Here is a 26,889-nt window from a genome sequence, read left to right on the forward strand (position 1 = left end):
TCTTATGGCGGATAAGATAAAACGTTTTACCTAAATAAATCGTGCTTTGGTTCACATTACTAACGCATGCCCGCAAGATAAGCTTAGCGGGAGATTAAACGTTTAACCTAAAGTGGATTTATTCAGCGTGCGGCGGGTGATGCAATAAGCCAGCCATTCATGGAGTTTTAATGAAAGAAGTTACAGGATGAGCCAGAAAAAAGTCACCATCACCGACGTCGCCCAGCATGCAGGCACCTCCGTGACCACCGTTTCCTTGGTGCTAAGTGGGAAAGGGCGCATCTCCCCGGCCACCGCCGAGCGGGTGAATCAGGCCGTCGAGCAGTTGGGGTTTGTGCGTAACCGGCAGGCCAGTACGCTACGCGGCGGAGAGTCCGGCGTGGTGGGGCTGATCGTGCGTGATATCTGCGAACCTTTCTATGCCGAGATGACCGCTGGCCTGAGTGAGATGTTTGAAGCTCAGGGTAAGGTATTGTTTTTGCTGCAAAGTGGCTCATCAGGCAAAGGTTTGGCGCGCTGCTTCGAGACGCTGCTGACCCACGGCGTTGACGGTATTGTGATTGCTGGTGGGGAGCACGCCCCGGCCGGGCTGAAAGAGAAAGCCTGCGAGCAGGGCGTGCCGCTGATCTGCGCCTCGCGCGCCAGCGGCATCGACGGCGTTGATTTGGTGCGGCCTGACAATATGCTGGCGGCAAAAATGGCGACGGAATATTTAATCAAACGTGGCCATAAGCAGATTGCTTACCTCGGCGGCCTAAGTGATTCACTCACCCGCGCGGAGCGTTTAGGCGGCTTTTGCGCCACGCTGGTGCAGTACGGTTTGCCATTTCGCAGCGAATGGATCATCGAGTGTGACTATCAGCAGAAGTGCGCCGCCGACGCCGCCGAGACTTTATTGCGCCACTATCCCAAGATCAGCGCCATCGTCTGCCATAAGTCGTCAGTTGCCATGGGCGCCTATTTCGGCATCATGCGCACCGGCAACCTGATCGGCGGCGGCGCGGTAGATAACTTCTTCCAGCAGCAAATCGCGTTAATCGCCATGGAAGACGCCCCCGAAGCCGAACTCACCGAACCGCCCTTAACCTCAATAGCCAGCTCCGCCCGCGAGATAGGCCACGCCGCCGCCCGAAGGTTGTTGCTGAGGATAGGGGGGCAGAACCTCGAAACGCAGAATATTATTGTGGCACCAGGGTTAATTGAGAGGGCATCAGCATAAGGGTTTTATGGGCGGCAGCCCTGACCTGCTTTTAAACTCTTTAACGTCAAATTCAAAACCGTGGGCTCGCCGCCCACACTGGCCCAAAGGGTTTTTAAACGAAACCCTTTGGAATCCTGCGTTTTTTTGCTGCTTGAAGATCGAGGCTGCGCAGGGTCGGAATGGACATATTTCAGCGGCCACAGTGTTTGTCGCGAAGTGCCGCCGCTTAGGCGGTTCCCTCGCTGCGGGATTACAACCCGCGTAAAAAGCCACGCGGTTTTCCACCTCTTGCTCGGCGTCACTTCTGAACGCGACCTACTGGCATTTACACCGTACCGTTCCAGTGGAGTGCTGTTCTGCTTCACCCTTAAATAGGGTAGGGAGCAAAGCTAAATCTACTGAAACGGCACGGTCGAAATGCCTCAAAACCGCAGTCAAAAATGGCGCTGAGCGAATGGTTCGAGACCTATGGCTCGAAGCCTGAAGCGAAGGTACCGCCTAAGCGGCGACATTTTGCGGTGGATAACGGAAGTAGCTGAAACATGTCCGCTCAGCGAGCGGCAGCGCGCAGTAAAGAGCCGGGGATTCTTAAGGGGCGCGGCGATAGGCGCCCCTTAAGGCCGGTGTGGCGGCAGCGCACGGTTTTGACCTTGACCTTGAAGTTGATTTAAAAAGATGCAATTGAATTAAAAGATACAATAAAAAAAGCCCACCAAAGTGGGCTTTTTCGCGACTAAATAAGACTCAATTATTACGGTGTATTAGGCGCTACAGGCGCAACCGGTGGAGCCAACGGCGAGGCTGCTGGAGCCTGAGTTTGTGGCTGAACCGCGTTACCGCCGAAGATCCCGAACAGACCGGCGAACTCTTGCAGGGTCATCTTCTGACCGTTCAAATCAACCTGATTGTCGGCGTAGTGGAAGCTGCTGGAGATTGCGTCGTCTTTCAGCGTGGTGATCTTGAACATCTGACCCATGGCTGCCAGACCTTGAACCTGCTGCTTAGCCAGTTTCTCTGCGTCGTCGCCGGTGTAACCTTCGATTTTCGCAGTTTGGGTGGTCAGCTCGGTGGCCATTGCCAGTGGAATGTTCAACTTAGCGTCAAGCTTGCTCACCAACTGGGAAATCAGCTGATCTTCAGACTGTGCCTGAGAACCGGCGGCCGGATCTTTAAGATCTAATTGAAGGGTGAAAGTACTTTCACCTTTGCTGTTTTTCCAGCTCAGCGGGTCGATGCTGATGCTTGGGTTGCCTTTCAACAACAGTGGCAGGTTAGCGGCTAACAGCTCGGTCGCCTGCTGCTGGTAGACAGCCGGGTCAATATCGCCAGCCTGTGACAGCAACTGCTGTGACTGCTGGTTGTAGCTGTCGGAGAAGGCTTTCAGCGCGGCGGCGTCCAGTTTGTCGATTTTCACCGTCAATTTACCGGAACCAAAATCGCTGTTCTGAATCTTCAGCGCATCAATGGTGTAGTCCTGCTGGCCTTTGATATTGCTGCCTTCTTCGCTGAACTTGCTGACCAGCTTAAAGTTATCCAGAGAAGCCGCGTCTTTGCCATCAACATTGACTGCCACTTGCTTGATGGTCAGGTTTTGATCGCCAATGCCCACTTTAGACGCGCCCTGATTGGTGTCGCTGTCCAGAGAGAAGCCATTCAGAGTTACTTTTTCTTGCTGACCGAACTGGTTCTGAGAAGTGATGGCGATGCTGTCGCTCTTCGCATCCAACTTCATCTTGGTCAGCTCTTTATCCACGGCGACATTGATGTCCGCGCCGCCGAATTGCAGCTTGCTGTTGTTCTTATCGTAATCAACCGGAATAAAGTTGATGGCCGAAGAGCTGTCGCCGTTATAGGAAACGCGAGTATCAGCAGTCACCAGAGACTTGCCCTTGGTCACGTCAAACAGCGCTTTCAGCGTGGCGGTGTTTTCCAGTTCGCTGTGAACTGACGCCATGCTTGGGATCAGATTGAATTTTTTCAGCTGAGCTGCGGGGAAAGGACCATGATCGATAGTTTCGATAAAGGAGATTTCATCACCGGTTTTCAGCGCGCTGGTGCCAGCAGCAGCGGCCGCGGCATCAGGTTTCAGAATAATGCGTACCTGGCTGCTGAACAGCCCACGTTGGTAGTCTTGATAGGAGACGTTAACCCCGGCTTTCGGGAAAGAGGATTGGATCTGGCTATTCGCGTTGGTCGCCACTTCAGCCATATGCTGTTCAATCATTTTGCCCGTATACCACGAGACGCCTGTCCAGGCCGCGCCAAGTACCACAATGACGCTTACAGCGACTAACGATTTTTTCATAGTTCTGTTCATCCTTAGATAATGTCTCGAAATAAAAAACGCCTTACGGCGCGATTTATTGTGGTGTAAGTGGGGCATGAATGGCAAATTTTTCACAAAAATGAAGCATATCGCCTCAATTGCTCCACCTATATTTACTGCTTAATTACATCACGTGCAGCATCAAAGCTTATTAAACACGCGTGCAATGCGGCCGTTGCCGCTCACCTCGACCGGCGATTCGCTGGCGGAAAGGTAACAAGATTCCCCCGGCTTCAGCACCTGCGTCTCTTCACCTTTTTCCAGCACCGTTTGCCCTTCAATACAGAAGATGATCGCCGCGCTATTTTGCGCCAGCGTTTGTGGCTCAGGTGACAAGCTGTGGATCGAGAAAGCAAAGTCTTCAACGGGAATTGGGAAACTCAGCTCTGCGCCTTTCTCTACCGGCGAGGTTAAAAGCTCCCCAGCAGGTTTAGCAGTGAATTTCAGATTGTCCAGCAGCTCGGCGATATCAATGTATTTCGGCGTCAAACCTGCGCGCAGCACGTTGTCCGAGTTGGCCATGACTTCCAGCGCTACGCCGTTGAGATAGGCGTGCGGCGTTTCGGCGTACAGGAACATGCCTTCACCCGGCTTGAGAGTGATGACGTTGAGCAGCAGAGGTGAGAACAGGCCGCTGTCCTCTGGGTAGAATTCGCTGATGCTGCGAATGGTGTCCCACGGCTGACCTTTTTGGTTATTCAACGCTGATTTCAACACGCCTAGTGCCAGAGATTTCGCTTCGCCTTCAAGGCTCAGCAGGCTAGCGAACAGGGTACGCAGATGATCGACATCAGGGTGCGTCAGGAATTCAGCAATATTCGGGTTAGCGCCAGAAACTGGCTGCAACAGCGACACAATTTCACGCAGCTCGCGGAAACCATTCATCGCCTGGAAAGGTGTCAATGCGTAAACCAACTCTGGCTTATGGTTAGCATCTTTATAGTTACGCTCTGCGGCATCAATCGGGATACCGGCAGCGTTCTCTTTGGCAAAACCCAGTTCCGCAGCGCGTTTGCTTGGGTGAACCTGAATGGACAGCGGCTGGTCGGCGCACAGCACTTTGAACAGGAAAGGCAGCTCGCCAAAGCGTGCGGCGACTTTCGGCCCCAGCTCTTGCTCCAGATTGGCGCTAATTTGGCTGCGCAGGGCGATTTCCTGACCGTCGCTTCCTTTTACATAAGAGCTGCTTTTTGGGTGTGCACCCATCCAAAGTTCAGCCATTGGCTTTCCTTCGGGATTGGCAATGCCATAAAGGTGGGTTAATGCGTCGGTGCTGCCCCAGGCGTAGTTTTGTACACCGTTGTTCATTTTTTGCATATTTCGTCCTGAAATCCCCGTTTTGCAGGGGATGATGTGAAGAAAATTACTGTGGCGTAGTAAACAATGAGCACGGGCGGTTAAGCAACTGCTGATGATGAAAAAGTGCGGTAAATGCGAGAAATTATCAATTAGGGATTCTGAAATGAAATGGCTGGCCTATACTCGACGAGTCGCCTGAAGATGATCTGCGTGGCAGTTCTTGGCGGTAAACCTTTGCAAATCATAAATATTAAATTTCACCAGAAACGAAATTAGGAGAAATATTATGGCGGCAACACGCACTGAAAAGGACTCAATGGGGCCTATCGATGTACCGGCTGATAAACTTTGGGGCGCGCAGACCCAGCGTTCTCTGGAGCATTTCCGTATTTCCTCCGAAAAGATGCCTGAGGCCCTGATCCACGCCTTGGCACAGACCAAACGCGCGGCGGCCAGCGTCAATCTGGATCTGGGCCTGCTGCCGAAAGAGCGCGCCGATGCGATTATCGCCGCCGCCGACGAAGTGCTGGCTGGCAAGCATCCTACCGAATTCCCGCTGGCAATCTGGCAGACAGGTTCCGGCACTCAAACCAACATGAATATGAATGAAGTGCTGGCTAACCGGGCGAGTGAGATCCTCGGCGGCGAGCGAGGAGAAGGGCGCAAAGTTCACCCGAATGATGATGTGAACAAGAGCCAAAGCTCGAACGACGTTTTCCCGACGGCGATGCACGTCGCCGCCGTTATCGAACTGCGCGAAACCCTGCTGCCTGAATTGAAAGAGCTGCACAAGACGTTGGCGGCGAAATCCGACGCTTTCAAAGATATCGTCAAGATTGGCCGTACCCACCTGCAAGACGCCACGCCGCTGACGCTCGGCCAAGAGATCTCTGGCTGGGTGGCGATGCTGGCCCACAGCATGGTGCACATTGAAGCCAGTATCCCGCACATTGCAGAATTAGCCTTGGGCGGCACGGCGGTAGGCACTGGGTTGAACACCCATCCTGAGTACGCGGTGCGCGTCGCCAAAGCCTTGGCAGAAGAGACTAAACAGCCTTTCGTCACCGCACCGAACAAGTTTGAAGCACTGGCGACCTGCGACGCACTGGTGCAGGGCCACGGCGCATTGAAAGGATTGGCAGCGTCTCTGATGAAAATCGCCAATGACGTGCGCTGGTTGTCTTCCGGCCCGCGCTGCGGCATCGGCGAGATTTCTATCCCTGAAAATGAGCCGGGCAGCTCCATCATGCCGGGCAAAGTGAACCCAACCCAGTGCGAAGCCATGACCATGCTGTGCGCGCAGGTTCTGGGTAACGACGTGGCAATCAACATCGGCGGCGCTTCCGGCAACTTCGAGCTGAACGTCTTCCGCCCAATGGTGATCCACAACTTCCTGCAATCCATCCGCCTGCTGGCCGACGGCATGCGCGGCTTTAACGAGCACTGCGCCGTAGGCATCGAACCCGTCCGCGACCGCATCACCCAGCTACTCAACGAATCCCTGATGCTGGTTACCGCGCTCAACACCCATATCGGCTACGACAAAGCGGCAGAAATCGCCAAAAAAGCGCACAAAGAAGGGCTAACCTTGAAAGGCTCTGCGCTGAAACTCGGCTATCTGACCGAGGCTGAATTCGACGAGTGGGTTAAGCCGGAGGATATGGTTGGGAGCATGAAGTAGTTGGACTGATGGGGGCAGTTTTGGCCCCTTTAAGTTCAAAATCAAAATCAAAATCAAAATCAAAGTCGTGGGCGTCGGCCCACACCGACCAAGGGAGGCGTAAACGCGCCTCCCTTGGAACCCTGCGTTTTTCCTGTTGAGAGATCGAGGCTGCGCGGGTCGGAATGGACATGTTTCAGGCACTTTAGTGATCGTCGCGAAGTGCCGCCGCTTAGGCGGTTCCCTCAGTTCGGGCTTCGAGCCATAGGTCTCGAACCACTCCCTCGGCGTCACTTCTGAACGCGACCTACAGGCATCTCAACCGAACCGTTCCAGTAATTTTTTCTCAGGCTTGGTCTTTGCTCCTCCCCCTGAAAAGGGGGAGGCTGGGAGGGGGTATTGCAGAAAACTCAGTGCTTTAGGTCAGTCTGTGAGTGGGTTAACTCCTTCTCCTCTCAGAGGAGAAGGCTGGGATGAGGAGTGGTTTCAACCGCACAAACTCAGCTCTCAACAACCTGATCAGCCGACCAATCGGTATATAAATGCAGCCGTTTTATCAGCAAGTTCAGCGACTGGGCCTCCGGCTTATACTTGTGCTTCACGGCACTCACATCATAATCATTCAACTCGCCAAGCTTGGGCACTTGCACATTGGGTGACTTCAAACAGAGGGCGATGAGCGGCAGTGGGCAGGGGTGTTGAACTTGCTTCTGGCTGTTGCGATACCAAACTCGGGCGATGGGCTGGACCTTTACCGGGCGCTTAATCTTCAAAATGGCATGCTCGGGAATACGCTTTACGTCATTGATTTCACGAGTAACGTTATCCATCCACTGCTCGCGGCTGTAAGGCGGCACGGAGCGACCGGCTTTTAGGCTTTTATCTAACTGGGCAAGAACGTCATCGCGACTGACATTCTTAATAATGTGCTTATTCGCCCAGCCAAAACGCACTGAATCCGGGTCATTCAAATAAGAAATTGTGCGGTAGGCGTTCAGCGTGATCAGACCGCGCAGGTGAGTGTGCACGAATTCAAAACGCTGCTCGCGGGCAAGGCCGGATTCCACGGTAACAATGTGTTCCAGTTCGGCCTTAAGCTTATTCACTTCCTCTATCAACAGCAGGGCGGCCTGATGTTCAGAAGCATCAACGGCATAACACAGTACGCCGGGCAGGCGGACGGCGGACTTACTGCTGACATTCTCACCTTGATGATGAATAAACAGATTCTGGAAATGCTGCAACGCCAGCTGCTGCGCGGCTTCACCGACGTAAGGCGTCACCTGAATACGGTCGGCAGGGTTGTGCTCCTCGCCTTTGGCGATCTCCGGCAGGCTGAATACCCGCGCCTGTAAAAGCTCCAACTGCTTTAACAAACGACTGAGATCGCCAAGTGCCAGTTCTAACTCGTTGAAACAACTGTTCATTCGCCCAATTAGGTCGTAATTCGACATACCGCCTCCATTTAGTTACAACATACAATATAGTCGAAAACTAAAAAGGTGCACAACTCATCTTCTGAGTCGTTTTTAAGATTGGGGAAAGTTTTGTTTAGCAGAGATAAAAGGGCGCGAACGCCCTTAGATTGAGGAAGTTACTTAACGGCGACTTGTTTGGATTCGGCGAGATGCATCAGGCGGAAACCGACCAAAACCGCGACGGCTAGCATCAGGCAAATGAAGCTGGTGATGCCATTCCAGCCGTAGCTGTGCCAGAAATATCCGCCCAAAGTCCCCGCCACGCTGGAACCGGCATAGTAGGAGAACAGATAGAGTGACGAAGCCTGACCTTTGGCGCGGCGCGCGCGGCGGCCAATCCAGCCACTGGCTACCGAGTGGGCCGCGAAGAATCCGCCGGTGAACAGCACCATGCCGATGAAAATGGTCCAAACCGCAGGCAAAGCGGTGATCAGAATGCCTACCAGCATCAGGCCAATAGACCCCAGCAGGACAGGGCCGCGACCATAGACTCCGGTCAATGCCCCAGCTTTCGGCGAGCTATAAGTCCCCATCAAATAGACCACTGACAGCAAACCAACAATGGCCTGACTCAGATGATAAGGAGTGCCGAGTAGGCGATAGCCGATGTAGTTGAACATGGTGACGAAGCTCCCCATGATCAGGAAACCTTCGAGGAACAACAGCGGTAGGCCGCTATCGCGCCAATGCAGTTTGAAATTGATCACCAGTTTACGAGGCTTCAGCGAACTGGCTCTAAAGTGTTTAGAAGCGGGCAGAATGCGCCAGAACATGATGGCGGAGCACAACGCAAATACCCCAATTACCGCGACGGCCACGCGCCAAGAGAAGAAGTCGGTTAATACGCCGGTGACCAGACGGCCACTCATGCCGCCAATAGAGTTGCCGCTGATATACAGCCCCATCGAGAAAGCCACCACGCTTGGGTGAATTTCTTCGCTTAAATAGGTCATGGCGACGGCAGCCACGCCGCTGAGAGAAAGTCCAATCAGCGCGCGCATCATCAAGATGCCGTTCCAGCTCTGCATAAAGGCGCAAATCAGGGTGCATCCTGCGGCGAGCATCAGAGCCACCACCATCACCGATTTACGCCCCACGGCGTCGGACACCGGCCCGGTGAACAACAGGCCAATCGCCATCAATCCGGTTGATGCTGACAAAGAGAGGCTACTGGCCGCCGGTGAAACGCCGAATTCTTGCGACAGCACTGGCAAAATCGGCTGAACGCAGTAGAGCAGGGCAAAGGTCGCCAGACCGGCGGAAAACAGCGCCAGCGTTACGCGGATAAACTGCGGCGTTCCGCGTTTAATAAAGGGTGTTTTGCTCAGAGGCGTGGTCGGCGTGGCGGGCATTAAGTCGTCATCGTTAACTGACAGTCGATCTTCATTGGGAGTGGCGGTTTTTCGCCCTGCGATGTTCACTGGGTTTCCTTAGCGATTGCCAAATTAAAACAAAAAAGATGTAAAAATTTTATCAGTGAGACATCTTTTGTCTAATATATTAATCTCTGTTGATTAAGACGTTTAACCTCTCAATGGTTCGCTATGACTAATATTGAACTTCGCCATTTGCGCTATTTTATTGCTGTTGCCGACGAGCTGCATTTTGGCCGCGCGGCGGAGAGATTGCATATCTCCCAGCCGCCATTAAGCCAGCAGATTCAAGCGCTTGAAGCCGCCATTGGCGCCAAGCTGCTCAACCGTAATAATCGCAATGTGAGCCTGACCGAAGCCGGAGAGGCGTTCTTAAAAGAGGCGCGACAGATAATCAGCCGGGTCAACGACGCCTCGCTGCAAGCTTCGAAAATCCATCAGGGAATTGCCGGGAATTTGCGTCTGGGTTTAACCTCTTCAGCGCCATTTCTGCGCCGCGTTCAACGCACCATTCAGCGCTTTCACCTGCAATATCCCGAAGTGAACATTCGGATCGAAGAGATGAACAGCACCCAGCAGATCGAACCTTTATTGGAAGGAAGGATCGACCTTGGGATCATGCGTAATCGCCAGCTACCTGAGGTCTTACATCATCAACTGCTGCTCTCCGAGTCGCTGGTCGCGGTGGTGCATGAGGACAATCCGCTGGTGAATCTGCCCGAAGGCGAGTTGACCTTTCACCATTTGGCGGACCAGCCCTTTGTGTTTTTCTCCAAGGATTCGGGGACATCGATGTATGACGATATCCGCGCCTTGCTCAGTTCCCACGGCATTACCCCCTTTATTACGCAGGAAGTGGGCGAGCCGTTGACTATTATTGGTCTGGTGTCGGCGGGGCTGGGCGTGTCGATTTTACCTGCGGCTTATCTGCGCATTCAGGTGGACGGCGTGCGCTATTTACGCTTCGGCAAACAGCAGGGAACCACGCAGGTTTGGATGGTGAATCACCGCCATCGCGAGCTAAGTGCTCCCGCGACGGCTTTTATGAAACTAATGATGCAGGATAAAAATCCGTGAAAGCGCTGTTTTTACAGTCAATTCTTAACGGGTTTTAATTCAATATGTGCACCGAATCACATAACGAATCAAATAGTTGACGACATATAGCAAAAACCCCACCATAGCCATTAATCTTTATTTTGAAGCGCGAAAAATAACGGAGTTTTTTCTGTGATCCCTGATGGGCAGCCTGGGCATATTGATCAAATAAAGCAAACGAATGTCGGTGCCGTATACCGGCTAATAGATCAGTTTGGACCCGTTTCGCGTATCGAGCTGTCGAAAAAAGCGCAGCTTGCTCCCGCCAGCATTACCAAGATTGTTCGCGAACTGCTGCAAGCTCATTTGGTGCAAGAAACCGAGTTTCAGGAACCGGGCAGTCGCGGTCGTCCTGCTATCGGCTTGGTGCTGGACACCAACGCTTGGCACTACCTCTCCGCGCGCATCAGCTTGGGGGCAATCACCCTCGGGCTGCGCGATCTGAGCAGTAAACTGGTAGTAGAAGAGGAATTGCCTCTGCCCGCCGCCGCGGATAAACCTCTGCTTGAGCGCATCGTGGCTGAAATCGACCAGTTCTTTATTCGCCATCAGCGCAAACTCGAACGCCTCACCGCCATCGCTATTACCTTACCGGGGATGATTAATGCCCGCGAAGGGGTGGTGCATCGCATGCCGTTCTATGCGGATGTCGATGAAATGCCGCTCGGCGCAGCTCTTGAAGCGCACACCGGCCTGCCGGTTTTCGTCCAGCACGACATTGGTGCCTGGACCATGGCCGAAGCCTTATATGGCGCATCTCGTGGCAGTCAAAACGTGATTCAGGTGGTTATTGATCACAATGTCGGCGCTGGGGTGATCACCGGCGGTCGCGTGTTACACAGCGGCAGCAGCAGCGTGGTGGAAATGGGCCATACGCAGGTCGATCCTTACGGCAAACGCTGTTACTGCGGTAACCACGGCTGCCTCGAAACCGTCGCCAGCACCGATAATATTCTCGAACTGGTTCGCCAGCGTTTAACGCAGGCGGTTAACTCCAGCTTGCAGGGCATTCCGCTGACAATTGAAGCCGTGTGCGACGCGGCAAATCGCGGCGACCAGCTAGCCCGCGATGTGATTATTAATGTCGGCCACAGCGTAGGGCGGATCTTGGCTATCATGGTTAACTTGTTTAATCCTGAAAAAATATTGATCGGCTCGCCGCTTAATTTCGCCAAAGAAATTCTTCATCCGGCAATAATGTCCTGCATCCAGCAGCAGTCATTGCCAGCTTATAGCGAAAATATAAAACTGGAATCCACTGAGTTTTATAACAAAGGCACCATGCCCGGTGCGGCACTAGTCAAAGATGCGCTGTATAACGGTTCCCTGTTAATTAAACTGCTACAAGGTTAATTATTGTTGTGAATTAGCCTTGTCGGTTTCCCGCCAATATAATAAAAATCCCAAATTCAAACTTCTGTTTGCCAGTGGACAAAACATTGCGCTAACGCAAATCGTTATCGATTGGTATCGCCTAGACTTTCCCCTGTACTTTGTCTCGGGCGCGCTCGCCGGAGATAAATCCTCAGTTAAACGGAAGATCCTGGAGCCAACATTCCATGTTAACGCACTTTTTCGTCACGGGTACGGACGCTCGCGTAGGTAAAACCATCGTGACGCGTGCTTTGCTACAGGCTTTAGCCGCGCAGGGGCACTGCGCATTGGGCTATAAACCTATTGCAACCGGGAGTCAGGAACTCGCAGAGGGTATTCGCAATAAAGACGCGGTCATACTGCAAAATTCATCTTCTATTTCTTATCCTTATGAGAAAATAACGCCGCTGGCACTACTCGATGAAGATATTTACGCCAGCGATGTGCCCGATAATGTGTTTGAAATAATGACCTCTGGCCTGAAGTTTATGCGCCAAGGGAGTGATGTGGTGGTGGTCGAAGGCTGTGATGGCTGGAGAACGTTGATCACCCCAGACCGTTTTTATTCCGACTGGGTTCGTTTGGAAAATATCCCGGTTATTTTAGTTGTCGGTATTCAAGAGGGTTGCGTAAGCCACGCCTTATTAAGTGCTCAAGCTATTAATGCCGATGGGTTATCATTAGCGGGCTGGGTGGCAAACCGTATTAATCCTTGCCTTGCGCATTATCAGCAAACCATTGACGCCATTAGTCACAATATTTCAGCGCCATTATTAGGGGAAATTCCCTATTTGCCGCGTGCTGAATCTCGCGATATGGCGAAATATATCGATTTATCCCTACTTCCTATTGGTCACAGCAAGACTGCCTGATCCATTGAAGTGAAGATAAGGTGACCCCCTTTACCCCCGGCAGATGGTTTACATCTGCCGGGGCTTTTTCATTTTGCTTAGCACGTGACCGATAAACCTTCTGCCAATCCCGCTGATATACTGAAAAATTCCTCATCGCCTGAAACATAAGAACAACAGATTAAACCCTATGAATCAGACTGCTTTCGTCCCTTTGGTTAGCCACAAACGCCGCCCACTTATCCTTATCGCCTGCATGCTGTCGATGTTTATGGCGGCAGTCGAAGCCACCATTGTGGCGACCGCCATGCCCACGATTATTGCCGATTTGGGGGGCTTCTCACTGCTCGGCTGGGTGTTTGCGGTCTATCTGCTGACTCAGGCGATCACCGTGCCGATTTATGGCCGACTGGCGGATTTATACGGCTGCCGAAAGGTGTTTTTCATTGGTACTACGCTGTTTCTGATTGGCTCAGTGCTCTGCGGCTTTTCGCCGTCATTGCCGTGGATGATCGGCTTCCGCGCCCTGCAGGGGCTGGGCGCCGGGGCGATCACCCCAATTGCCACCACGCTAATTGCCAACGTATACGGCCCGCAGGAGCGTGCCAAGGCGCAGGGTTATTTGGCCAGCGTGTGGGGCGTGTCGGCGATCGCCGGTCCGCTGCTCGGCGCATTTATTGTTTCGCATTTCCACTGGGCAGTGATTTTCTGGGTCAACGTGCCTTTGGGGTTGTTAGCCATGGCGATCCTGTGGCGCTTCTTACCTGCAGAGAGCCAGCGTAAGCAGCACATTCTGGACTTGGCCGGAACTACCTATCTGACCTTGTCGGTTGCCGCGCTACTACTGGCGATGCTGCAAGCTGAAGCCTTTGGCTATTGGGCCTTGGCGCTGGTTGCATTTGCACTGTTCACCGGCTGGCTGCTGGTTCGCCAAGAGCGCAAAGCCCCGGAGCCACTTTTCCCTCTGGCCCTGTGGCAGAGCAAGGTGATTATCGCCGGGAACATTGGCGGGCTGGTGATTGGTGCCACCATGATGGGAATTAGCGCTTTTTTGCCAACCTTTGTGCAGGGCGTGATGGGTGGAACGCCCTTAGAGGCGGGTACAACACTGGCGCTGATGTCTATCGGCTGGCCGCTGGCGAGTATGCTGAGTGGCAGAATTATGCACGCGACGTCATACCGCGCCACGGCGATGATCGGCGGCCTGCTGCTGGTCAGCGGCAGCCTGATTTTACTGCTGTTATCGCCATCTTCTGGCCTGTGGTGGGCGCGATTAGCGGCCCTGACCATCGGCGCGGGGATGGGCCTGTGTAACACCACGTTTCTGGTTTCGGTGCAAAACGCCGCTGAACCGGCGATCCGCGGCATTGCCACGGCCTCCACGGTATTTACCCGCATGCTCGGGTCGGCGATTGGCACCGCGCTGCTTGGCGCGACCTTGAATCTCAATCTGGAAAAACGCCTGCCGAATATCAGCGATCCGGTGCAGCAGCTGATGGAAAAAAGCCAGCGAGCCAATATCGACTCCACCCAGCTCGGCATTATTACCGACAGCGTGGCGGCGTCACTGCATTGGGTGTTTATCGTGGCGGCGGTGATTTCGGTGTTTGCTCTCGCCGCCGGAAGGTTAATTCCGGCGGGAGAACGCCCGGTGGGCGCGGCGCAGCGGGAAGGGCAGTGACTAGGGCTGTTTGACCTTAAAGCTTTCGTCGAAAGTGTTTTTCACCTCCAGCTTGACCGGCAGCAAGCCCTGATCATGATAGAAATCAGCGGTTTGCTGCTGCTGGGTCTTGGTCTCTTCATCAATGGATTGCCAGAAAGACTTACGGCGCTCAAAGGAGAGACGGGCCGCAGGCAGCGGGAAGCCGATGATTTTGGCTAACTGCTGACTGTACTCATCCAGATGCTGATAAGCCCACACTTGCGAATCGCTCAGGCGCTGCAAGTAGTCAGTAATGGCTTGGCGCTTGGCATTATCCTTCAGCGCAGAATCGGTGGCGGCCAAGAAACTGTTGCCAGACCACAGTCCGCGCCCGTTCACCACCACCCGCAGGTGATCCTGCGTTTCGGCAAAGGCGGTGTAGGGTTCCCACGTCGCCCAAACATCCACTGAACCCTGTGTCAGCGCTAGCTTGGCGTCGCTCGGCGGTAAGAAGCGGAAAGTAACATCTTTGGCGGAAAGCCCGGCTGAGGCCAATGCCTTCAGCGCGACAAAATGACCAATCGACCCACGGTTAGTGGCGATGCTTTTACCTTTTAAATCCGCTGCGGTTTTGATTGGACTGTCCGGCTTGACCAGCAGCGCTGTGCCGTAGGCGTCTGATTTATCAACCGCAATAGCTTTAACCTGCGCCCCGGCGGCCTCGGCAAACAGCAGCGGCGCGTCGCCAATTATTCCTACATCCACAGCCTGCGCGTTGAGCGCTTCGGCAAGCGGCGCGGCGGCGGGGAATTCCGACCATTCAATTTTGTACGGCAGGTTATCCAACTTACCCGCCGCTTCCAACTGGGCGCGCATATTGCCTTTTTGGTCGGCGACGCGCAGCGTGACTTGTTCGGCCCACGCCAAATTCATGCTGCTCAGCAGGGTGGTGGCAACCAGCAATTTTCCCAATGATTTCATTATGGTCATTTTTATACCGTCGATTCGTGTTGAGGGTGTTTTTGAGCCAGACGTGCGGCGATTTTTTTGCGTGTCAGCGGGATCAGCTCTTTGCCATATTCCACTGCGTCATTTAATGGGTCGAAGCCGCGAATTAAGAAGGTGTGGATCCCTAAATCGTAATATTTCAGCAGCGCATCGGAGACCTGTTCCGGCGTGCCGACCAGTGCGGTGGAGTTTGAACCGCCGCCAATCAGACCCGCAATCCCTGTCCATAGGCGCTCGTCGAGGCGATCCCCCTGAGCCACGGCGTTGAGCAGTCGCTCGGCACCGACGCTTTGCGGTTTTGCTGCCTGAGACTGGCCGTTGCGGGCAATCAGCGCGGCGGCTTTTTCGCGGATTACCTCGGCTTTGGCCCAAGCTTCTTCTTCAGTGCGGCCAAGAATCGGGCGGAAGGAGATGCTGAATTCAATCTCGCGCTGATGCTGCGCGGCAGAGGCTTTCACCGCCTGAACGGTTTCGGCTGCGCTGGCCAGCGGCTCGCCCCACAGGGCAAAGACGTCTGCCTGCTTGCCCGCCACGCGGATGGCATCTTCTGAAGAGCCGCCGAAAAATACCGGCAGATGATGATTGAAAGGTTTGATGGCCGAAAAGGCGTTTTCCGCCTGATAGAACTCCCCTTGATGGTCAAAGCCTTTGGCCGAATACCACGCGTTTTTCAGCACATCGATATACTCGTCGGTGCGGGCGTAGCGGCCAGACTTCGGCACAAAGTCGCCGTCGCGGCGCTGCTCGGCATCGCTGCCGCCGCTGATGATATGCACCGCCAAACGGCCATCGAGCAGGTGATCAAGGGTCGCCAGTTTGCGCGCCGCGAGGGTCGGGGCAACAAACCCGGGGCGGTGAGCTAACAGAAAGTGAATGCGCGAGGTGTTGGCACCGGCGTGTGCGGTGACCAGAAAAGCGTCAGGCTGGTCGGAGGCGTAAGCCACCAGAATGCGATCGAATCCCGCATCCTCGTGGGCTTTGGCAAAATCGGCGATATATTTCTTATCGAATATTGGCCCCGTGGCGGGAATTATTTCGGAGGCCAAACGATGGCCGATCATACCAATGAATTGCACGCTCATGGGCTGTCACTCCTGGATTCATAAGTTGCCAGCGCAAAAGCGATGGCAGGAGCGTATTACCTTAGACAGCCTTTTACTATGTTAGAAATTAATTTTTATCATAAGTTAATATAAAAATTGTGCATTAAAGGGATTGAACATTATGCCTGCGGCTGATCGACCGCCAGAGGGGCGAGATCTAACCCTTGGGCAATGGCCGCCGCGAAAGCGTCAATGGCCGGAATTTGGCTGGCGGGCACGTTTGGATAGACCAGCCACAGCTGGCTGCGCGGCGCGAAGTCCTGCAAGCTGTAAATTTGTAGCTGCGGGCGCAGGGCGTGGCGCTCCACTAAGGCTCGGGGCATCAGCCCTAATCCGCGACCTTCGGCAATCAGCGAAAGCTGCAAGGTGACGCCAAAAGCCTCGAGGTTGAGCAGCAGCGGCAGCCCTTGCTCGGTCAACGCGCGTTGCAGCGCGGCGCGAAAACCACAACCTTCCGGATTCAAAATCCAGCCGCGCTGATAGCCTTCTTCCAGCTTACGCAGTGGCGGCACATTGGGGTCATTCGGCCCAACCACCACCAAATCCACCGAGCCAAGTGCCTGACTTTCCAAGCCGGAAGGGAACTGCTTACTGGCGGGGAACAGCACCACTGCGGCTTCCAGCTCTTGGCGCTGAACCCGAAGCAATAGCTCCTCACCCCAGCCGCTGGAGAGGCGTGGCTGCACCTGCGGGAAGTCCGAAGAGAGCATTTTCAGCGCGGGCAGCAGGCTGGTTTCACTCAAACTTTGCGGCACAGCCAGGCGCAGCAGTCCGGAGGGCGGATGGTCCGCCGCCACCAAATCATTCAGAGCTTCGACTTCGCGCAGAATGTTGCGGCACTGCTGAAAGACGCGTTTGCCCATTAATGTCGGCTTGAGAGGTTTGGTCTGCCGATTAAGCAGCGCGATGCCCAGAGACTCTTCGAAGTTTTGCACCCGGCGGGTGATGGCGGGCTGGGTCAGCCCTAACTCTTCGGCGGCGAGGCGAGTAGATTGCAGACGGATCACTGCGACGAATGCCGTCAGATCTTCAATTTTCATAGGTGGAGCAGTCCCTTTAAGTCGCGTCTTAGCAGACGACAATCAGTCCAGCATAAAGCAAATCGGGCGTCTAAGTCGGCACTCACCGCACATTTTTATGTGTGATTTGCATATTAGCTTATCCATAAAATGAATTTTGCTTGGTCAGCGGCGATGCTAGCCTGCAAAAAGGGCTTATCTTAAGGGGCAATTATGACAACTCGACATTACGCGCCGCTACGCGAGTTTTTGGCGTCACTCACTCGACTGGTGAGCGAGCCGCACGGGGAGCAGGAAGTGTTGGCTCAGGGCGCGGAACTTCTGGGCCAGTTGGTCGCCAATGACGTCTGGCTGGATGATGAATTTGCCGTGCCGCATCCCGACCATTATCAGCAATATCTTCTTTATGCCGACCCGCTGTCGCGCTTTTCGGTGGTGAGCTTTGTCTGGGGGCCGGGACAGGTCACGCCAATCCACGATCACCGCGTCTGGGGGCTGATTGGTATGCTGCGCGGGGAAGAGATCAGCCAAAACTATGTGCGAAACGGGCTGGGTGAGTTGGCCGCAGAAGGCCAGCCGGTGCGATTAACGCCGGGGTCCGTCGAGAAGATCTCGCCGTCCGAGTTAGATATTCACCAGGTCAGCAATGCTTTCAGCGACCGGGTTTCGGTCAGCATTCACGTTTACGGCGGCAACATTGGCGCGGTGTCGCGCGCGGTTTACCTGCCGGACGGCCAGCAAAAAACCTTCATCTCCGGATACTCCAATCGCACATTGCCCAATCTCTGGGACCTGTCGAAAGAGCAACATCTATTGAAAGAGAAACAACATGACTAAAACTTCGCCCACGCCTTTACGTCATTTCGCCGAACTGCGCGACGCGCTGCTCAATCAACAAGAAGTTGCCCTAATTGATTTGCGCGAAGAGGCCGCCTTTGCCACCGGGCACCCGCTGTTTGCCGTCAATCTGCCGCTGTCCAAACTCGAGATTGAAGCTCTGGATCGTCTGCCGCGCCGCAACACGCCCATCACCTTGTATGACAATGGTGAGTTTTGGGACGAAGAGCAGGGCATTCGCAAAACCACTCGCGCCATCGCGACCTTCAAGGCGCTGGGCTATCGCGACATCGCGCTGCTGGCCGGGGATTTGGCAGGTTGGCGCGAAGCGGGCGGCGAAATCTTTATTGATGTGAATGCGCCGGGCAAAGCCTTCGGCGAATGGGTCGAACACCATTACCACACGCCATCGTTCAGCGCCGAACAGGTGCAGGCGCTGCAACAGCAAGGGGCTGACATCGCAATTTTGGATGTCCGCCGTTTCGACGAATTCAACACCATGAGCATTCCCGACGGCGTCAGCGTGCCGGGCGGCGAGCTGGTTCTGCGTCTGCGTGACGCAGTGCCGAACCCGCAAACGCAGGTGATTATCAACTGCGCCGGGCGCACCCGCAGCATTATTGGCACGCAGTCGCTGATCAACGCGGGCATTCCCAATCCGGTGGCGGCGCTGCGCAACGGCACTATTGGCTGGACGCTGGCGGGGCAGACTTTGGCACACCAGCAGCAGGCCAGCTTCCCGCCGCTCAGTGCTTCTTCAAAACAGGCGGCGGCAGACAATGCGCAAAACGTCGCCCGTCGCGCTGGGGTGAAATACATTTCAGCCGAAACGCTGGCCGAGTGGCAGCAAGAGAGCTCCCGCACCCTGTATCTGTTCGACGTGCGCACGGCAGAAGAGTACGCGGCGGGGCATTTCCCCGGCTCGCGCCACGTGCCCGGCGGCCAATTAGTGCAAGAAACTGACCACTACGCCAGCGTGCGCGGTGCAAGGATTGTGCTAGCCGATGACCAGCAGGTTCGCGCCGAGCTGGCAGCCTCTTGGCTGGCACAGATGAACTGGGAGGTTGCGGTGCTTGACGCCGCGGCGGTGGATTTCACCGAGCAGGGGAACTGGCAGGCGAAAACGGCGGCGGCTCCGGCTGTCGAAGAAGTGCTTCCTGCCCAGCTACAGCAGTGGCTGGAGGAGGGGAGTACCGGCGTGATTGACCTGACAACCAGCGCCAATTTCCGCAATCGCCGCATTCCGGGGGCGCTATGGACCACACGCGCCAACATCGCGCAGGCCGTGCGTCGCCATCCGGCAGTGTCGCGCTGGGTGGTGACCTGCACCAGCGGGCTGTTAGCACGTTACGCTGTCACCGAAGTGGCGGCGCTCACTGGCTCTCCGGCCTATTTATTGCAAAAAGGCACGGTGGGCTGGATTGACGCGGGACTGCCGCTGGAGCACGGTGATTCTGTATGGATTGAGAATGCGCAAGACCGCTACCGTCGCCCTTATGAAGGCACTGACGTCAGCCCGCAGGCGATGCAGGATTATCTCGACTGGGAATATGGCTTAGTGGCGCAGTTGGAAAAGGACGGGACACACGGCTTTAAGTTATTGCAGGCTTAGCGGGGAAGAGTTAGGGCTCAAAAACTGAGCCCTGTGAACAACATATCAATCAACGACGACCGCGCGGATGCGTTCTGGCGGTCCAGTCGTAGGTTGCCGTCGAGCTTGGTACTGCTTTTAAACGGCGCTTCTCGGCGCGCGCCTTAGCGGCAACTTTCTCTTTTTCTTCCATCAATTTATCAATGTAATTATCTTTGATGCGGTTGGTTTCAGAATTGGTCAGATCACGACCTTGAGCTTTACGGCTCTGATCAAGTAGCGTTTTGAGTTCACGCTGTTCGCTTTCCGTCATGTCTTGCTGGGTCAGTCTTTTCATTGTGGTGCATCCGTGTGAGGAAAGTGACCTTCAGTGTAGCGCCTTTTCGGCCCCTTTCATCTATAAGATTTACTTATTATCCAATTCGCCACGACAGGCATATTCTTTTGTTTAACAATGAAAATGTTAGCTTCTGAGAGAACAAAACATGTCTGTTTTAATGCGCGATACCATCACTCTGCATGACGCAACGATGGCCGATATGGTTCAGGTGCAGGCGATTTACGCTCACCACGTGATCCACGGCATCGCCTCTTTTGAAACTGAGCCGCCATCCCTTGACGAAATGCTCACTCGGCGCGAAAAAGTGTTGAGCGAAGACATGTGCTATCTGGTCGCCAAACGGGATAAACAGGTTTTGGGTTACTGCTATCTGGCACCTTATCGCCCGCGCTATGCCTACCGTTTCACCTGCGAAAGTTCGGTCTATATTGCCGAAGGGCAGCAGGGGCTGGGCATTGGTAAAAGGCTGATGCAGGAAGCTATTCGCCGCGCCACCGAAGGCGGCTGGCGACAGATGATTGCCAACGTCGGCAATAGCGAGAATCTAGGCTCTATTGGCCTACATAAATCGCTGGGATTCCAGACCATCGGCACATTAAAAAGCGTCGGCTTTAAGCACGGCCGCTGGGTGGACACCGTGCTGCTTCAGTTGGCGTTAGGGGAGGGCGACGTCACGCTTCCAACTTCGAAGTCGTGAATCGCCAACGGCGCCTTCTACTCATGCATGCCTGCGGAGAATAGGTTTTATTCATCGCAGGCGTCTACCTCGCCTTGCCGCAATCGCTCAGTATCTCCTCCAGACGAATCTTGTCGATTCGAACTCGTTATCACTGGAGATACCCCATGTCACTACAAGACAAACTCGACGCTTTTAAAGCAGATTTTCTTGCCGGAAAACCGCCTTACAACGCGCCGCCGGAAATTCACCCGATTATGGCGCGGGCGACGGCGGAACTGATCGCCAGCGGACAAGCTGAAAGGGCTGTTAAGGTTGGCGATCGCGCTCCCACTTTCTTGTTGCAGGACGAAAATAATCAGCCCGTTTCTTCCGCCGAATTACTGGCCAGAGGCCCGCTGATTGTGACCTTCTATCGCGGAGCCTGGTGCCCGTATTGCAACATGGAGCTGCAGGCTATCAATGAGGTGCTGTCAGAGATTCAGGCGCTGAATGGTAGCGTGGTGGCGATTTCGCCGCAGACACAGCCCAATAGCCGCAAGGCGGTGCGTAATAACCAGCTGAGTTTCCCCGTTTTGAGTGACGTTAACGGCGAGATTGCTGCGGCATTTGGCCTGCGTTTCCGCCTGCCGGACTACCTGATTGAGCTTTACGCCAATCTGAAGAACGATCTGCCACTGATCAATGATGATCCAAGTTGGACGCTACCGATGCCCGCGCGCTATGTCATTGGGCAGGATGGCGTGGTGCTGTATGCCGAGGTGAACCCGGATTACACCCAGCGCCCGGACCCAAGCGAGCTTCTGCCGGTGCTTAAGCAAGCTGCCAAATAACAAAACTCGCGCCGGAGTTGGTTTAGTCGGGTGGGTTCAACACGCTTTCGACGAAAGCCACAAAGGCGCGGGCCTTAGCGGAAACCAGTCTGCCCGAGGGGAAAACCGCCCACAGATCAACCGGCGGCAACTGCCAGTCGCTCAACACGGCTTGCACCTCTCCCTGAGCCAATTCCGGCGAGAACATCCACTCTGACGTCACTGCCAACCCAAGATGAGCCAGCAGGGTAGTGCGCATTCCTTCGGCGGCGCTGACCCGAACTCGGCCCGAAAGTGATACTTCAACATGCTGATCTTTCTGACGAAAATGCCAGTTTTCGCCACCGCCGCGCTGTGAATAGATAATGGCCTGATGCTGGCTGAGTTCCTGCGGGGTTTGCGGAACTCCGGCGCGGGCGAAATAGGTAGAAGTACCCACCACCCGACGCGGACTTTGCGCGATACGTCGCGCGGTCATGCCGGAATCCTGCAACGCGCCCATGCGCAGTGCGACGTCCATCCCTTCGACAATCAAATCAATGTTGCTGTCACTCAGGCGCAGATCAATATCCAAATCGGGGTGCTGCTCTAGAAACCCGGGCAGCTTTGGCAGGATGTGCATGCGTGCGAAAGTCACCGCCGCGCTGACGCGCAGAGTGCCAGACAGCCCGGCAGAGGCATCGCGCACCGCCTGTTCGGCCTCATCGGCTTCTATCACCGCGCGCTTGGCGTGCTCATAAAATCGCTGCCCGACGTCGCTGGGTGTCAGCCCGCGAGTCGAGCGCAGCAGCAGGCGAACGCCCAGTCGCTCTTCCAATCGGGCAATGGTTTTGGATATCGCCGGTTGCCCAAGATTGAGCTGCTTGGCCGCCATGGAAAATGACCCCGCTTCAACCACGCGAATGTAGGTTTCCATCTCAATTAATCTGTCCACTGCGCCGCTGTCCTTCAGTTCAAATGCCGAGGAAATAGAGTTACCGCACCTTAATACCAGCACAAGGTAGCGGGGCGCAATAGCATTTATTCCTCACAGGAATAAATGCCGAAAATGCCCCAAGATGAGAGTCAATTGCGGAATTTAACGATAATCATTATCATCTTTTCCCTGCCCATTTGATCCCGAGACGTTATGCGTATCACCTGCCGAATGTTGTTGCTTGCCAGCCTGTTAGCCCCGGCGCTGGCCAGTGCTAAAACTGTTGTAGATATCTCTAATCGAACTGTAGAAGTGCCTGATAACCCGCAGCGCATCGTGGTCGGGGAAAGCCGCATGCTCTATACGCTGGCGCTGGTCGAGGATGGCAATCCGGCTAAAAATATTATCGGTTGGCCCGGGGATATGCAGAACCTCGACCCGCAAAGCTGGCAGTTGTATGTCAAAGCTTTCCCGCAAATCGCCCAAATTCCACAAATGGGCAAAAACAATTTCACCCAGTTCAACGCGGAAAAAGTGATTGCGCTAAAGCCTGACTTGGTGATTTTGCCGCGCTACGCCAAAACGCCCACTGACGAAGATCAAATGCTTGGCCGCCTGACACAGGCAGGCATTCCGGTGATTTACGTCGACCTGCGCATCGACCAGCTCAACAACACTATTCCGAGCATCAAACTGCTGGGCGAGGTGCTGAACAACCCGCAGAAAGCGGCGCGTTTTATCGCTTTCTACCAGCAGCATATGAACCGGATTAAAGAGCGCATCGCGGGCTATCACGGCAAGAAAGCCACGGTGATGCTGCAGCTCCAGCTTGGCCGCCGCCAGACCTGCTGCACCACGGTTTCACATGGCAATCTGGCTGATTTGCTGGCCTTCGCCGGTGGCGACAATATTGCCGGAGGAATTTTCAAAAGCGTTTATGGTCAGATGAACCCGGAGGCGGTGATCGCCGCAAATCCTGATGTCTATATCAGTACCGGCATGGGCACGCCGGACGGCAAGTCGGAAGGCAATATTCAGCTCGGACCGTTGGTGTCGAAAGAGCAGGCCGAGAGCAGCTTCCGGCAGGTGATGGACCAGCAGCCGCTGCTCTCCCATTTGCAGGCAGTAAAGAATGGCCGCGCTTACAGCGTCTGGCACAACTTCTACCTAAGCCCTTATCATATGGTGGATGTGGAAGTGTTCGCCAAAACGCTCTATCCGCAACTTTTTGCTGACGTAGATCCACAACAAACCGTCAAAGCCATCTATGATCAGTTCTTGCCGATCCCATTTAGCGGCACCTACTGGAGCCAGCTTCCGGCCAAGTAGACGTTAATTAACAAGGAGTAACTATGAAGTCTTTATCATTGGCGCTGGTGACCGGCGCACTTTTACTCTCAACTCAGGCTATGGCCTCAAGCTCTGATGCATGGGCGCAGCATGACGCCGACGTCAAAGCCGCCTGCATCAAAGCCAGCGGGTTGAAGAATGCGAAACCCTTGGGAGATATCGTGCTTTTTGAGGACAACGTCGGTTCGGCGCTGTTGCTGGAAGGAACTATTCCGAGTAAAAACAATAAGGTGCAGCGTGAGCGAAAACTCTGTCTTTATGAGCGCACTGGCGAACATAAAGTACACATCACTAACGCTGACACCTTAATTGCAGCAACTAAGAAGAAATAACCCTTAGAAATCGACCACCGCGGACAGCACCACGTTGCGCGGTTCGCCCTCGATAACCCGTAAATTCCCCGCGCTGGACGTGTAATATTCCTTATTAAACAGGTTATTAACGTTCAGCTTCAGTTGAGTATGTTTACCCAACAGCGGGGTATCCCAAGCGACAAAGGCATCAGCCACGGTATAAGACGGCATGGTGAAGCTGTTTTCCGGGTCACCCGCGCGGCTACCCACGTAGCGCGCTCCGCCGCCCACGCGAACATCCCCTTGTAACGGTACCCAGCGCAGGGTGTGGCTCAAATACAGCCCACCCATTTGCGTCGGGGCGTTAACCAGACGATTGCCGACGTTCGCCGAGTTGATGTCTTCGGTGATCTCCGTTTTGTCATAGCTGTAGTTGGCGCTGAGGTTCCAGTCTTTCGCCACTTCGCCATTCACTTCCAGCTCCACGCCGCTAGAACGCGCTTTTGGAATGCTGCGCGTCACGCCGTTGATAAACACCGACATGTCTTTTTCATCAATACGGTACAGCGCCAGCGTGGCATCAACCCGTGGTGAAACCTGCCACTTGGTGCCGACTTCATAGGTGGTGCCAGTTTCCGGCTGGGCGACATTGCCGTCATCGTCCGTATCGGTCGACGGCGTGAAGGAGCGACTGTAGCTGCCGTAGAAAGATAAATCGTCGGTCAGCTTATACACCAACCCCAACTGCGGCAGGAATTTGTTGTCACTGTTATCCAGCGTTTCGGTCGGATTGATAAATCCGCTGGAGGCTTTCTGGTTGTAGTGCTGGTAGCGCCCGCCGAGCACGCCGATCCACTGGTCAGTCAGGTGAATACTGTCTTTGAAGTAGACCGATTTGTTAAACAATGTGTTACGCAGGTTACTTTGCGCGTCGCTGTAGGTAGTGCTGTTGGTGATAGGTTCGACGCCATACACCGGGTCGTACATATTCAGCGGGTTATTGCCCTTGCCGCGATAGGAGTACTGTTTGTAGGTTTCGTCTTTCTCGTAATCCACGCCGAGCAGCACGTCGTGGGTCATGCCGAAGATTTCTGGCGTACCAATCCAGTCCCACGCGGTGTAATCGGTTTGATGGTTGAAGCCGCGGTTGGCGTCGGCGCGACGCGACACAATGCCGGTGTCGACATTGACGGCGGTGGCACGAACCTCATTACTGTCGTAGCGGCGCTGCATCCAGCCGTAGGTCAGGCGCGTTTTCCAGTCGGAATTCAGCTCATATTCCCAGGTGGTGTTCAGGCGTTTATTGGTGCCCCAGGCGTGGTTGGCGAGTTCGTCCAGACGGCGCTCATAGGGGATATCCAGCGGCTTGCCGTTGATAAAGGCGGTGCCACGGTCATAAGGAATGTCATATTTGTACTGCTGATAGCTGATGTTGAAGCTGGCTTTTTCGCCATACCAGCTGAGGGAAGGGGCCAGCAGGCTATGCTGGTCTTTGCCGAAGTTACGCCAGTAGTCTTCCGACTGACGTTCGGCAATCATGCGGAAAGCAAAACCGTTGCCCAGCGGGCCCGTGACATCAATCCCGCCCGTCCCGCCACCAAACCCGCCGGTGCTGCCGCTGAGGCGCGTATTCCAGTCATATTGTGGCTTTTTGCTGACCACGTTAATGATCCCGCCGGGGTTCTGGATGCCGTAGAGCAGGGAGGCTGAGCCTTTCAGCACTTCGACATGGTCTGTGGTGGCATTAAATCCCAGCCCCTGATTGCTGCGCACGCCGTCGAGGAAGATTGAACCGTCGCTGTTGGTACCGAATCCGCGTTTTACAAACCCGTCTTCAATCCCGCCCAGCGTGTTGCCCTGAGTTACGCCGCTGACGAACTTCATCGCCTCGTCCAGTGACGTTATCTGGTAATCGTTAATCATCGAAGGCGTGACGACGCTTACCGATTGCGGAATTTCGTTAATCGGCGTTTTGCTTTTGCCAGCAACAGAAGCATCACTGGCACTGTAGTTCGTGGAGTAGGCCGGATTATCGGCGGTAACGGTGAGGGTATCTTCTTTCGGCGCGGATCCGTCAGTCGCCGCCAGCAGCGGAGAGCAATGCAATACTGCCAACGCCAGTACGGATTTTTTGAATCCGCTCGTAGCGAAGTGGTTCTTTTTATGAGTAGACACGTGATTTTCCCTGAAATGCAAATGATAACGGTTTGCATTCTAATTAAGATTTGTGTGATGTGCATCAGGAAAATTTTGTGAAGAGGCGTCTTCACGGGACGCTTGGGGTTGCGACCCTTAAGGTCAAAACCGTGCGCTGCCGCCACACCGGCCTTAAGGTCAGAACCGTGGGCTCGCCGCCCACACTGGCCCAAAGGGTTTTAAACGAAACCCTTTGGAATCCTGCGTTTTTCTGCTGTTGGAAGATCGAGGCTGCGCAGGGGTGGAATGGACGTGTTTCAGTGGCCGCGGTGATCGTCGCGAAGTGCCGCCGCTTAGGCGGTTCCCGAATTTCAGGCTTCGAGCCTTTGGTCTCGAACCATTCATTCGGCGTCACTTCTGAACGCGACCTACTGGCATTTACACCGTGCCGTTTCAGGTGGTTTTTTGGATTTGCTCCATCTCCTCTCAGAGGAGAAGGCAGGGAA

Annotated in this window: 23 protein-coding genes; 12 read left to right on the forward strand and 11 right to left on the reverse strand. The window is 54.5% G+C overall.

What is annotated here, in order from left to right; translation table 11 throughout:
* The first annotated feature begins 187 nt into the window (after window positions 1–187).
* Window positions 188–1,219 carry a Mal regulon transcriptional regulator MalI gene (gene malI / locus GEAM_RS08025; RefSeq protein ID WP_034790334.1) on the forward strand — a complete coding sequence of 344 codons (1,032 nt, stop codon included), beginning with the start codon at window positions 188–190 and terminating at the stop codon, window positions 1,217–1,219.
* A 733-nt stretch (window positions 1,220–1,952) separates the two neighbouring features.
* Here malI and GEAM_RS08030 read toward each other — a convergent pair.
* Window positions 1,953–3,506: a YdgA family protein gene (locus GEAM_RS08030; protein WP_034790335.1), complete on the reverse strand. Its 1,554-nt coding sequence runs from the start codon at window positions 3,504–3,506 to the stop codon at window positions 1,953–1,955.
* Between the two features lie 162 nt (window positions 3,507–3,668).
* A complete protein-coding gene (gene manA / locus GEAM_RS08035; protein WP_034790337.1) occupies window positions 3,669–4,844 on the reverse strand; it encodes a mannose-6-phosphate isomerase in 1,176 nt (391 codons plus the stop codon).
* 268 nt (window positions 4,845–5,112) lie between these two features.
* Here manA and fumC point away from each other — a divergent pair, with 268 nt between their 5' ends.
* Complete coding sequence (fumC, locus tag GEAM_RS08040) at window positions 5,113–6,507, forward strand: class II fumarate hydratase (RefSeq protein ID WP_034790339.1); 1,395 nt, start codon at window positions 5,113–5,115, stop codon at window positions 6,505–6,507.
* Window positions 6,508–6,986: 479 nt separating this feature from the next.
* On the opposite strand, the gene tus is transcribed toward fumC, so the two are convergent.
* Both tus and GEAM_RS08050 read right to left on the reverse strand, forming a co-directional pair.
* Window positions 6,987–7,940 carry a DNA replication terminus site-binding protein gene (tus, locus tag GEAM_RS08045; protein ID WP_034790340.1) on the reverse strand — a complete coding sequence of 318 codons (954 nt, stop codon included), beginning with the start codon at window positions 7,938–7,940 and terminating at the stop codon, window positions 6,987–6,989.
* A gap of 140 nt (window positions 7,941–8,080) precedes the next feature.
* Window positions 8,081–9,316: an MFS transporter gene (locus GEAM_RS08050; RefSeq protein WP_084674080.1), complete on the reverse strand. Its 1,236-nt coding sequence runs from the start codon at window positions 9,314–9,316 to the stop codon at window positions 8,081–8,083.
* 192 nt (window positions 9,317–9,508) lie between these two features.
* Between GEAM_RS08050 and GEAM_RS08055 the strand changes: the two genes are divergently transcribed.
* The 4 genes from GEAM_RS08055 to GEAM_RS08070 all read left to right on the forward strand — a co-directional run bounded on the left by GEAM_RS08055 (window position 9,509) and on the right by GEAM_RS08070 (window position 14,341).
* Window positions 9,509–10,414 carry a LysR family transcriptional regulator gene (locus GEAM_RS08055; RefSeq protein ID WP_034790342.1) on the forward strand — a complete coding sequence of 302 codons (906 nt, stop codon included), beginning with the start codon at window positions 9,509–9,511 and terminating at the stop codon, window positions 10,412–10,414.
* Between the two features lie 153 nt (window positions 10,415–10,567).
* The gene (mlc, locus tag GEAM_RS08060; protein WP_034790343.1) at window positions 10,568–11,788 is read left to right on the forward strand and encodes a sugar metabolism global transcriptional regulator Mlc; all 1,221 of its coding nucleotides are present in this window, start codon (window positions 10,568–10,570) and stop codon (window positions 11,786–11,788) included.
* Between the two features lie 206 nt (window positions 11,789–11,994).
* Complete coding sequence (bioD, locus tag GEAM_RS08065) at window positions 11,995–12,681, forward strand: dethiobiotin synthase (RefSeq protein WP_034790348.1); 687 nt, start codon at window positions 11,995–11,997, stop codon at window positions 12,679–12,681.
* A 169-nt stretch (window positions 12,682–12,850) separates the two neighbouring features.
* Complete coding sequence (locus tag GEAM_RS08070; RefSeq protein ID WP_034790349.1) at window positions 12,851–14,341, forward strand: MDR family MFS transporter; 1,491 nt, start codon at window positions 12,851–12,853, stop codon at window positions 14,339–14,341.
* Here the strand turns inward: GEAM_RS08070 and GEAM_RS08075 are convergent, their stop codons facing one another.
* The 3 genes from GEAM_RS08075 to GEAM_RS08085 all read right to left on the reverse strand — a co-directional run bounded on the left by GEAM_RS08075 (window position 14,342) and on the right by GEAM_RS08085 (window position 17,453).
* Entirely contained in the window at window positions 14,342–15,283 is a 942-nt protein-coding gene (locus tag GEAM_RS08075; protein WP_150385427.1) for an ABC transporter substrate-binding protein, read from the reverse strand.
* 11 nt (window positions 15,284–15,294) lie between these two features.
* The gene (locus GEAM_RS08080) at window positions 15,295–16,392 is read right to left on the reverse strand and encodes an LLM class flavin-dependent oxidoreductase (protein WP_034790350.1); all 1,098 of its coding nucleotides are present in this window, start codon (window positions 16,390–16,392) and stop codon (window positions 15,295–15,297) included.
* 140 nt (window positions 16,393–16,532) lie between these two features.
* Window positions 16,533–17,453 (reverse strand): LysR family transcriptional regulator, encoded by a 921-nt coding sequence (locus GEAM_RS08085; RefSeq protein WP_034790351.1) that lies wholly within the window; start codon window positions 17,451–17,453, stop codon window positions 16,533–16,535.
* A gap of 192 nt (window positions 17,454–17,645) precedes the next feature.
* Between GEAM_RS08085 and GEAM_RS08090 the strand changes: the two genes are divergently transcribed.
* Window positions 17,646–18,269 (forward strand): cysteine dioxygenase family protein, encoded by a 624-nt coding sequence (locus GEAM_RS08090; RefSeq protein WP_034790352.1) that lies wholly within the window; start codon window positions 17,646–17,648, stop codon window positions 18,267–18,269.
* Window positions 18,262–19,881, forward strand: a complete 1,620-nt coding sequence (locus GEAM_RS08095) for a rhodanese homology domain-containing protein (RefSeq protein WP_034790354.1) — start codon at window positions 18,262–18,264, stop codon at window positions 19,879–19,881. Before GEAM_RS08090 ends, GEAM_RS08095 begins: the two co-directional genes overlap by 8 nt.
* 49 nt (window positions 19,882–19,930) lie before the next feature.
* On the opposite strand, the gene GEAM_RS08100 is transcribed toward GEAM_RS08095, so the two are convergent.
* On the reverse strand, window positions 19,931–20,197 hold the full coding sequence (locus tag GEAM_RS08100) for a YjbD family protein (protein WP_034790355.1): 267 nt from the start codon (window positions 20,195–20,197) through the stop codon (window positions 19,931–19,933).
* A gap of 148 nt (window positions 20,198–20,345) precedes the next feature.
* On the opposite strand from GEAM_RS08100, the gene GEAM_RS08105 reads away from it, so the two are divergent.
* Window positions 20,346–20,897, forward strand: a complete 552-nt coding sequence (locus tag GEAM_RS08105) for a GNAT family N-acetyltransferase (RefSeq protein WP_419471221.1) — start codon at window positions 20,346–20,348, stop codon at window positions 20,895–20,897.
* Window positions 20,898–21,043: 146 nt separating this feature from the next.
* Window positions 21,044–21,709, forward strand: a complete 666-nt coding sequence (locus tag GEAM_RS08110) for a peroxiredoxin-like family protein (protein ID WP_034790356.1) — start codon at window positions 21,044–21,046, stop codon at window positions 21,707–21,709.
* A 22-nt stretch (window positions 21,710–21,731) separates the two neighbouring features.
* Here the strand turns inward: GEAM_RS08110 and GEAM_RS08115 are convergent, their stop codons facing one another.
* Window positions 21,732–22,622, reverse strand: coding sequence for a LysR family transcriptional regulator (locus tag GEAM_RS08115; protein WP_034790364.1), 891 nt, complete (start codon window positions 22,620–22,622; stop codon window positions 21,732–21,734).
* A 195-nt stretch (window positions 22,623–22,817) separates the two neighbouring features.
* Between GEAM_RS08115 and GEAM_RS08120 the strand changes: the two genes are divergently transcribed.
* Both GEAM_RS08120 and GEAM_RS08125 read left to right on the forward strand, forming a co-directional pair.
* Window positions 22,818–23,933 carry an ABC transporter substrate-binding protein gene (locus GEAM_RS08120; protein WP_034790357.1) on the forward strand — a complete coding sequence of 372 codons (1,116 nt, stop codon included), beginning with the start codon at window positions 22,818–22,820 and terminating at the stop codon, window positions 23,931–23,933.
* A gap of 23 nt (window positions 23,934–23,956) precedes the next feature.
* Window positions 23,957–24,286, forward strand: coding sequence for a hypothetical protein (locus GEAM_RS08125; protein WP_034790359.1), 330 nt, complete (start codon window positions 23,957–23,959; stop codon window positions 24,284–24,286).
* Window positions 24,287–24,289: 3 nt separating this feature from the next.
* On the opposite strand, the gene GEAM_RS08130 is transcribed toward GEAM_RS08125, so the two are convergent.
* Together GEAM_RS08130 and GEAM_RS23350 are read right to left on the reverse strand one after the other, a co-directional pair.
* On the reverse strand, window positions 24,290–26,368 hold the full coding sequence (locus GEAM_RS08130; protein WP_167333527.1) for a TonB-dependent siderophore receptor: 2,079 nt from the start codon (window positions 26,366–26,368) through the stop codon (window positions 24,290–24,292).
* 145 nt (window positions 26,369–26,513) lie between these two features.
* On the reverse strand, window positions 26,514–26,889 hold a 376-nt coding region (locus tag GEAM_RS23350; protein WP_210435884.1), incomplete at its 5' end, for a hypothetical protein.

The sequence above is a fragment of the Ewingella americana ATCC 33852 genome, assembly GCF_000735345.1.
Taxonomy (GTDB): Bacteria; Pseudomonadota; Gammaproteobacteria; order Enterobacterales; family Enterobacteriaceae; genus Ewingella; species Ewingella americana.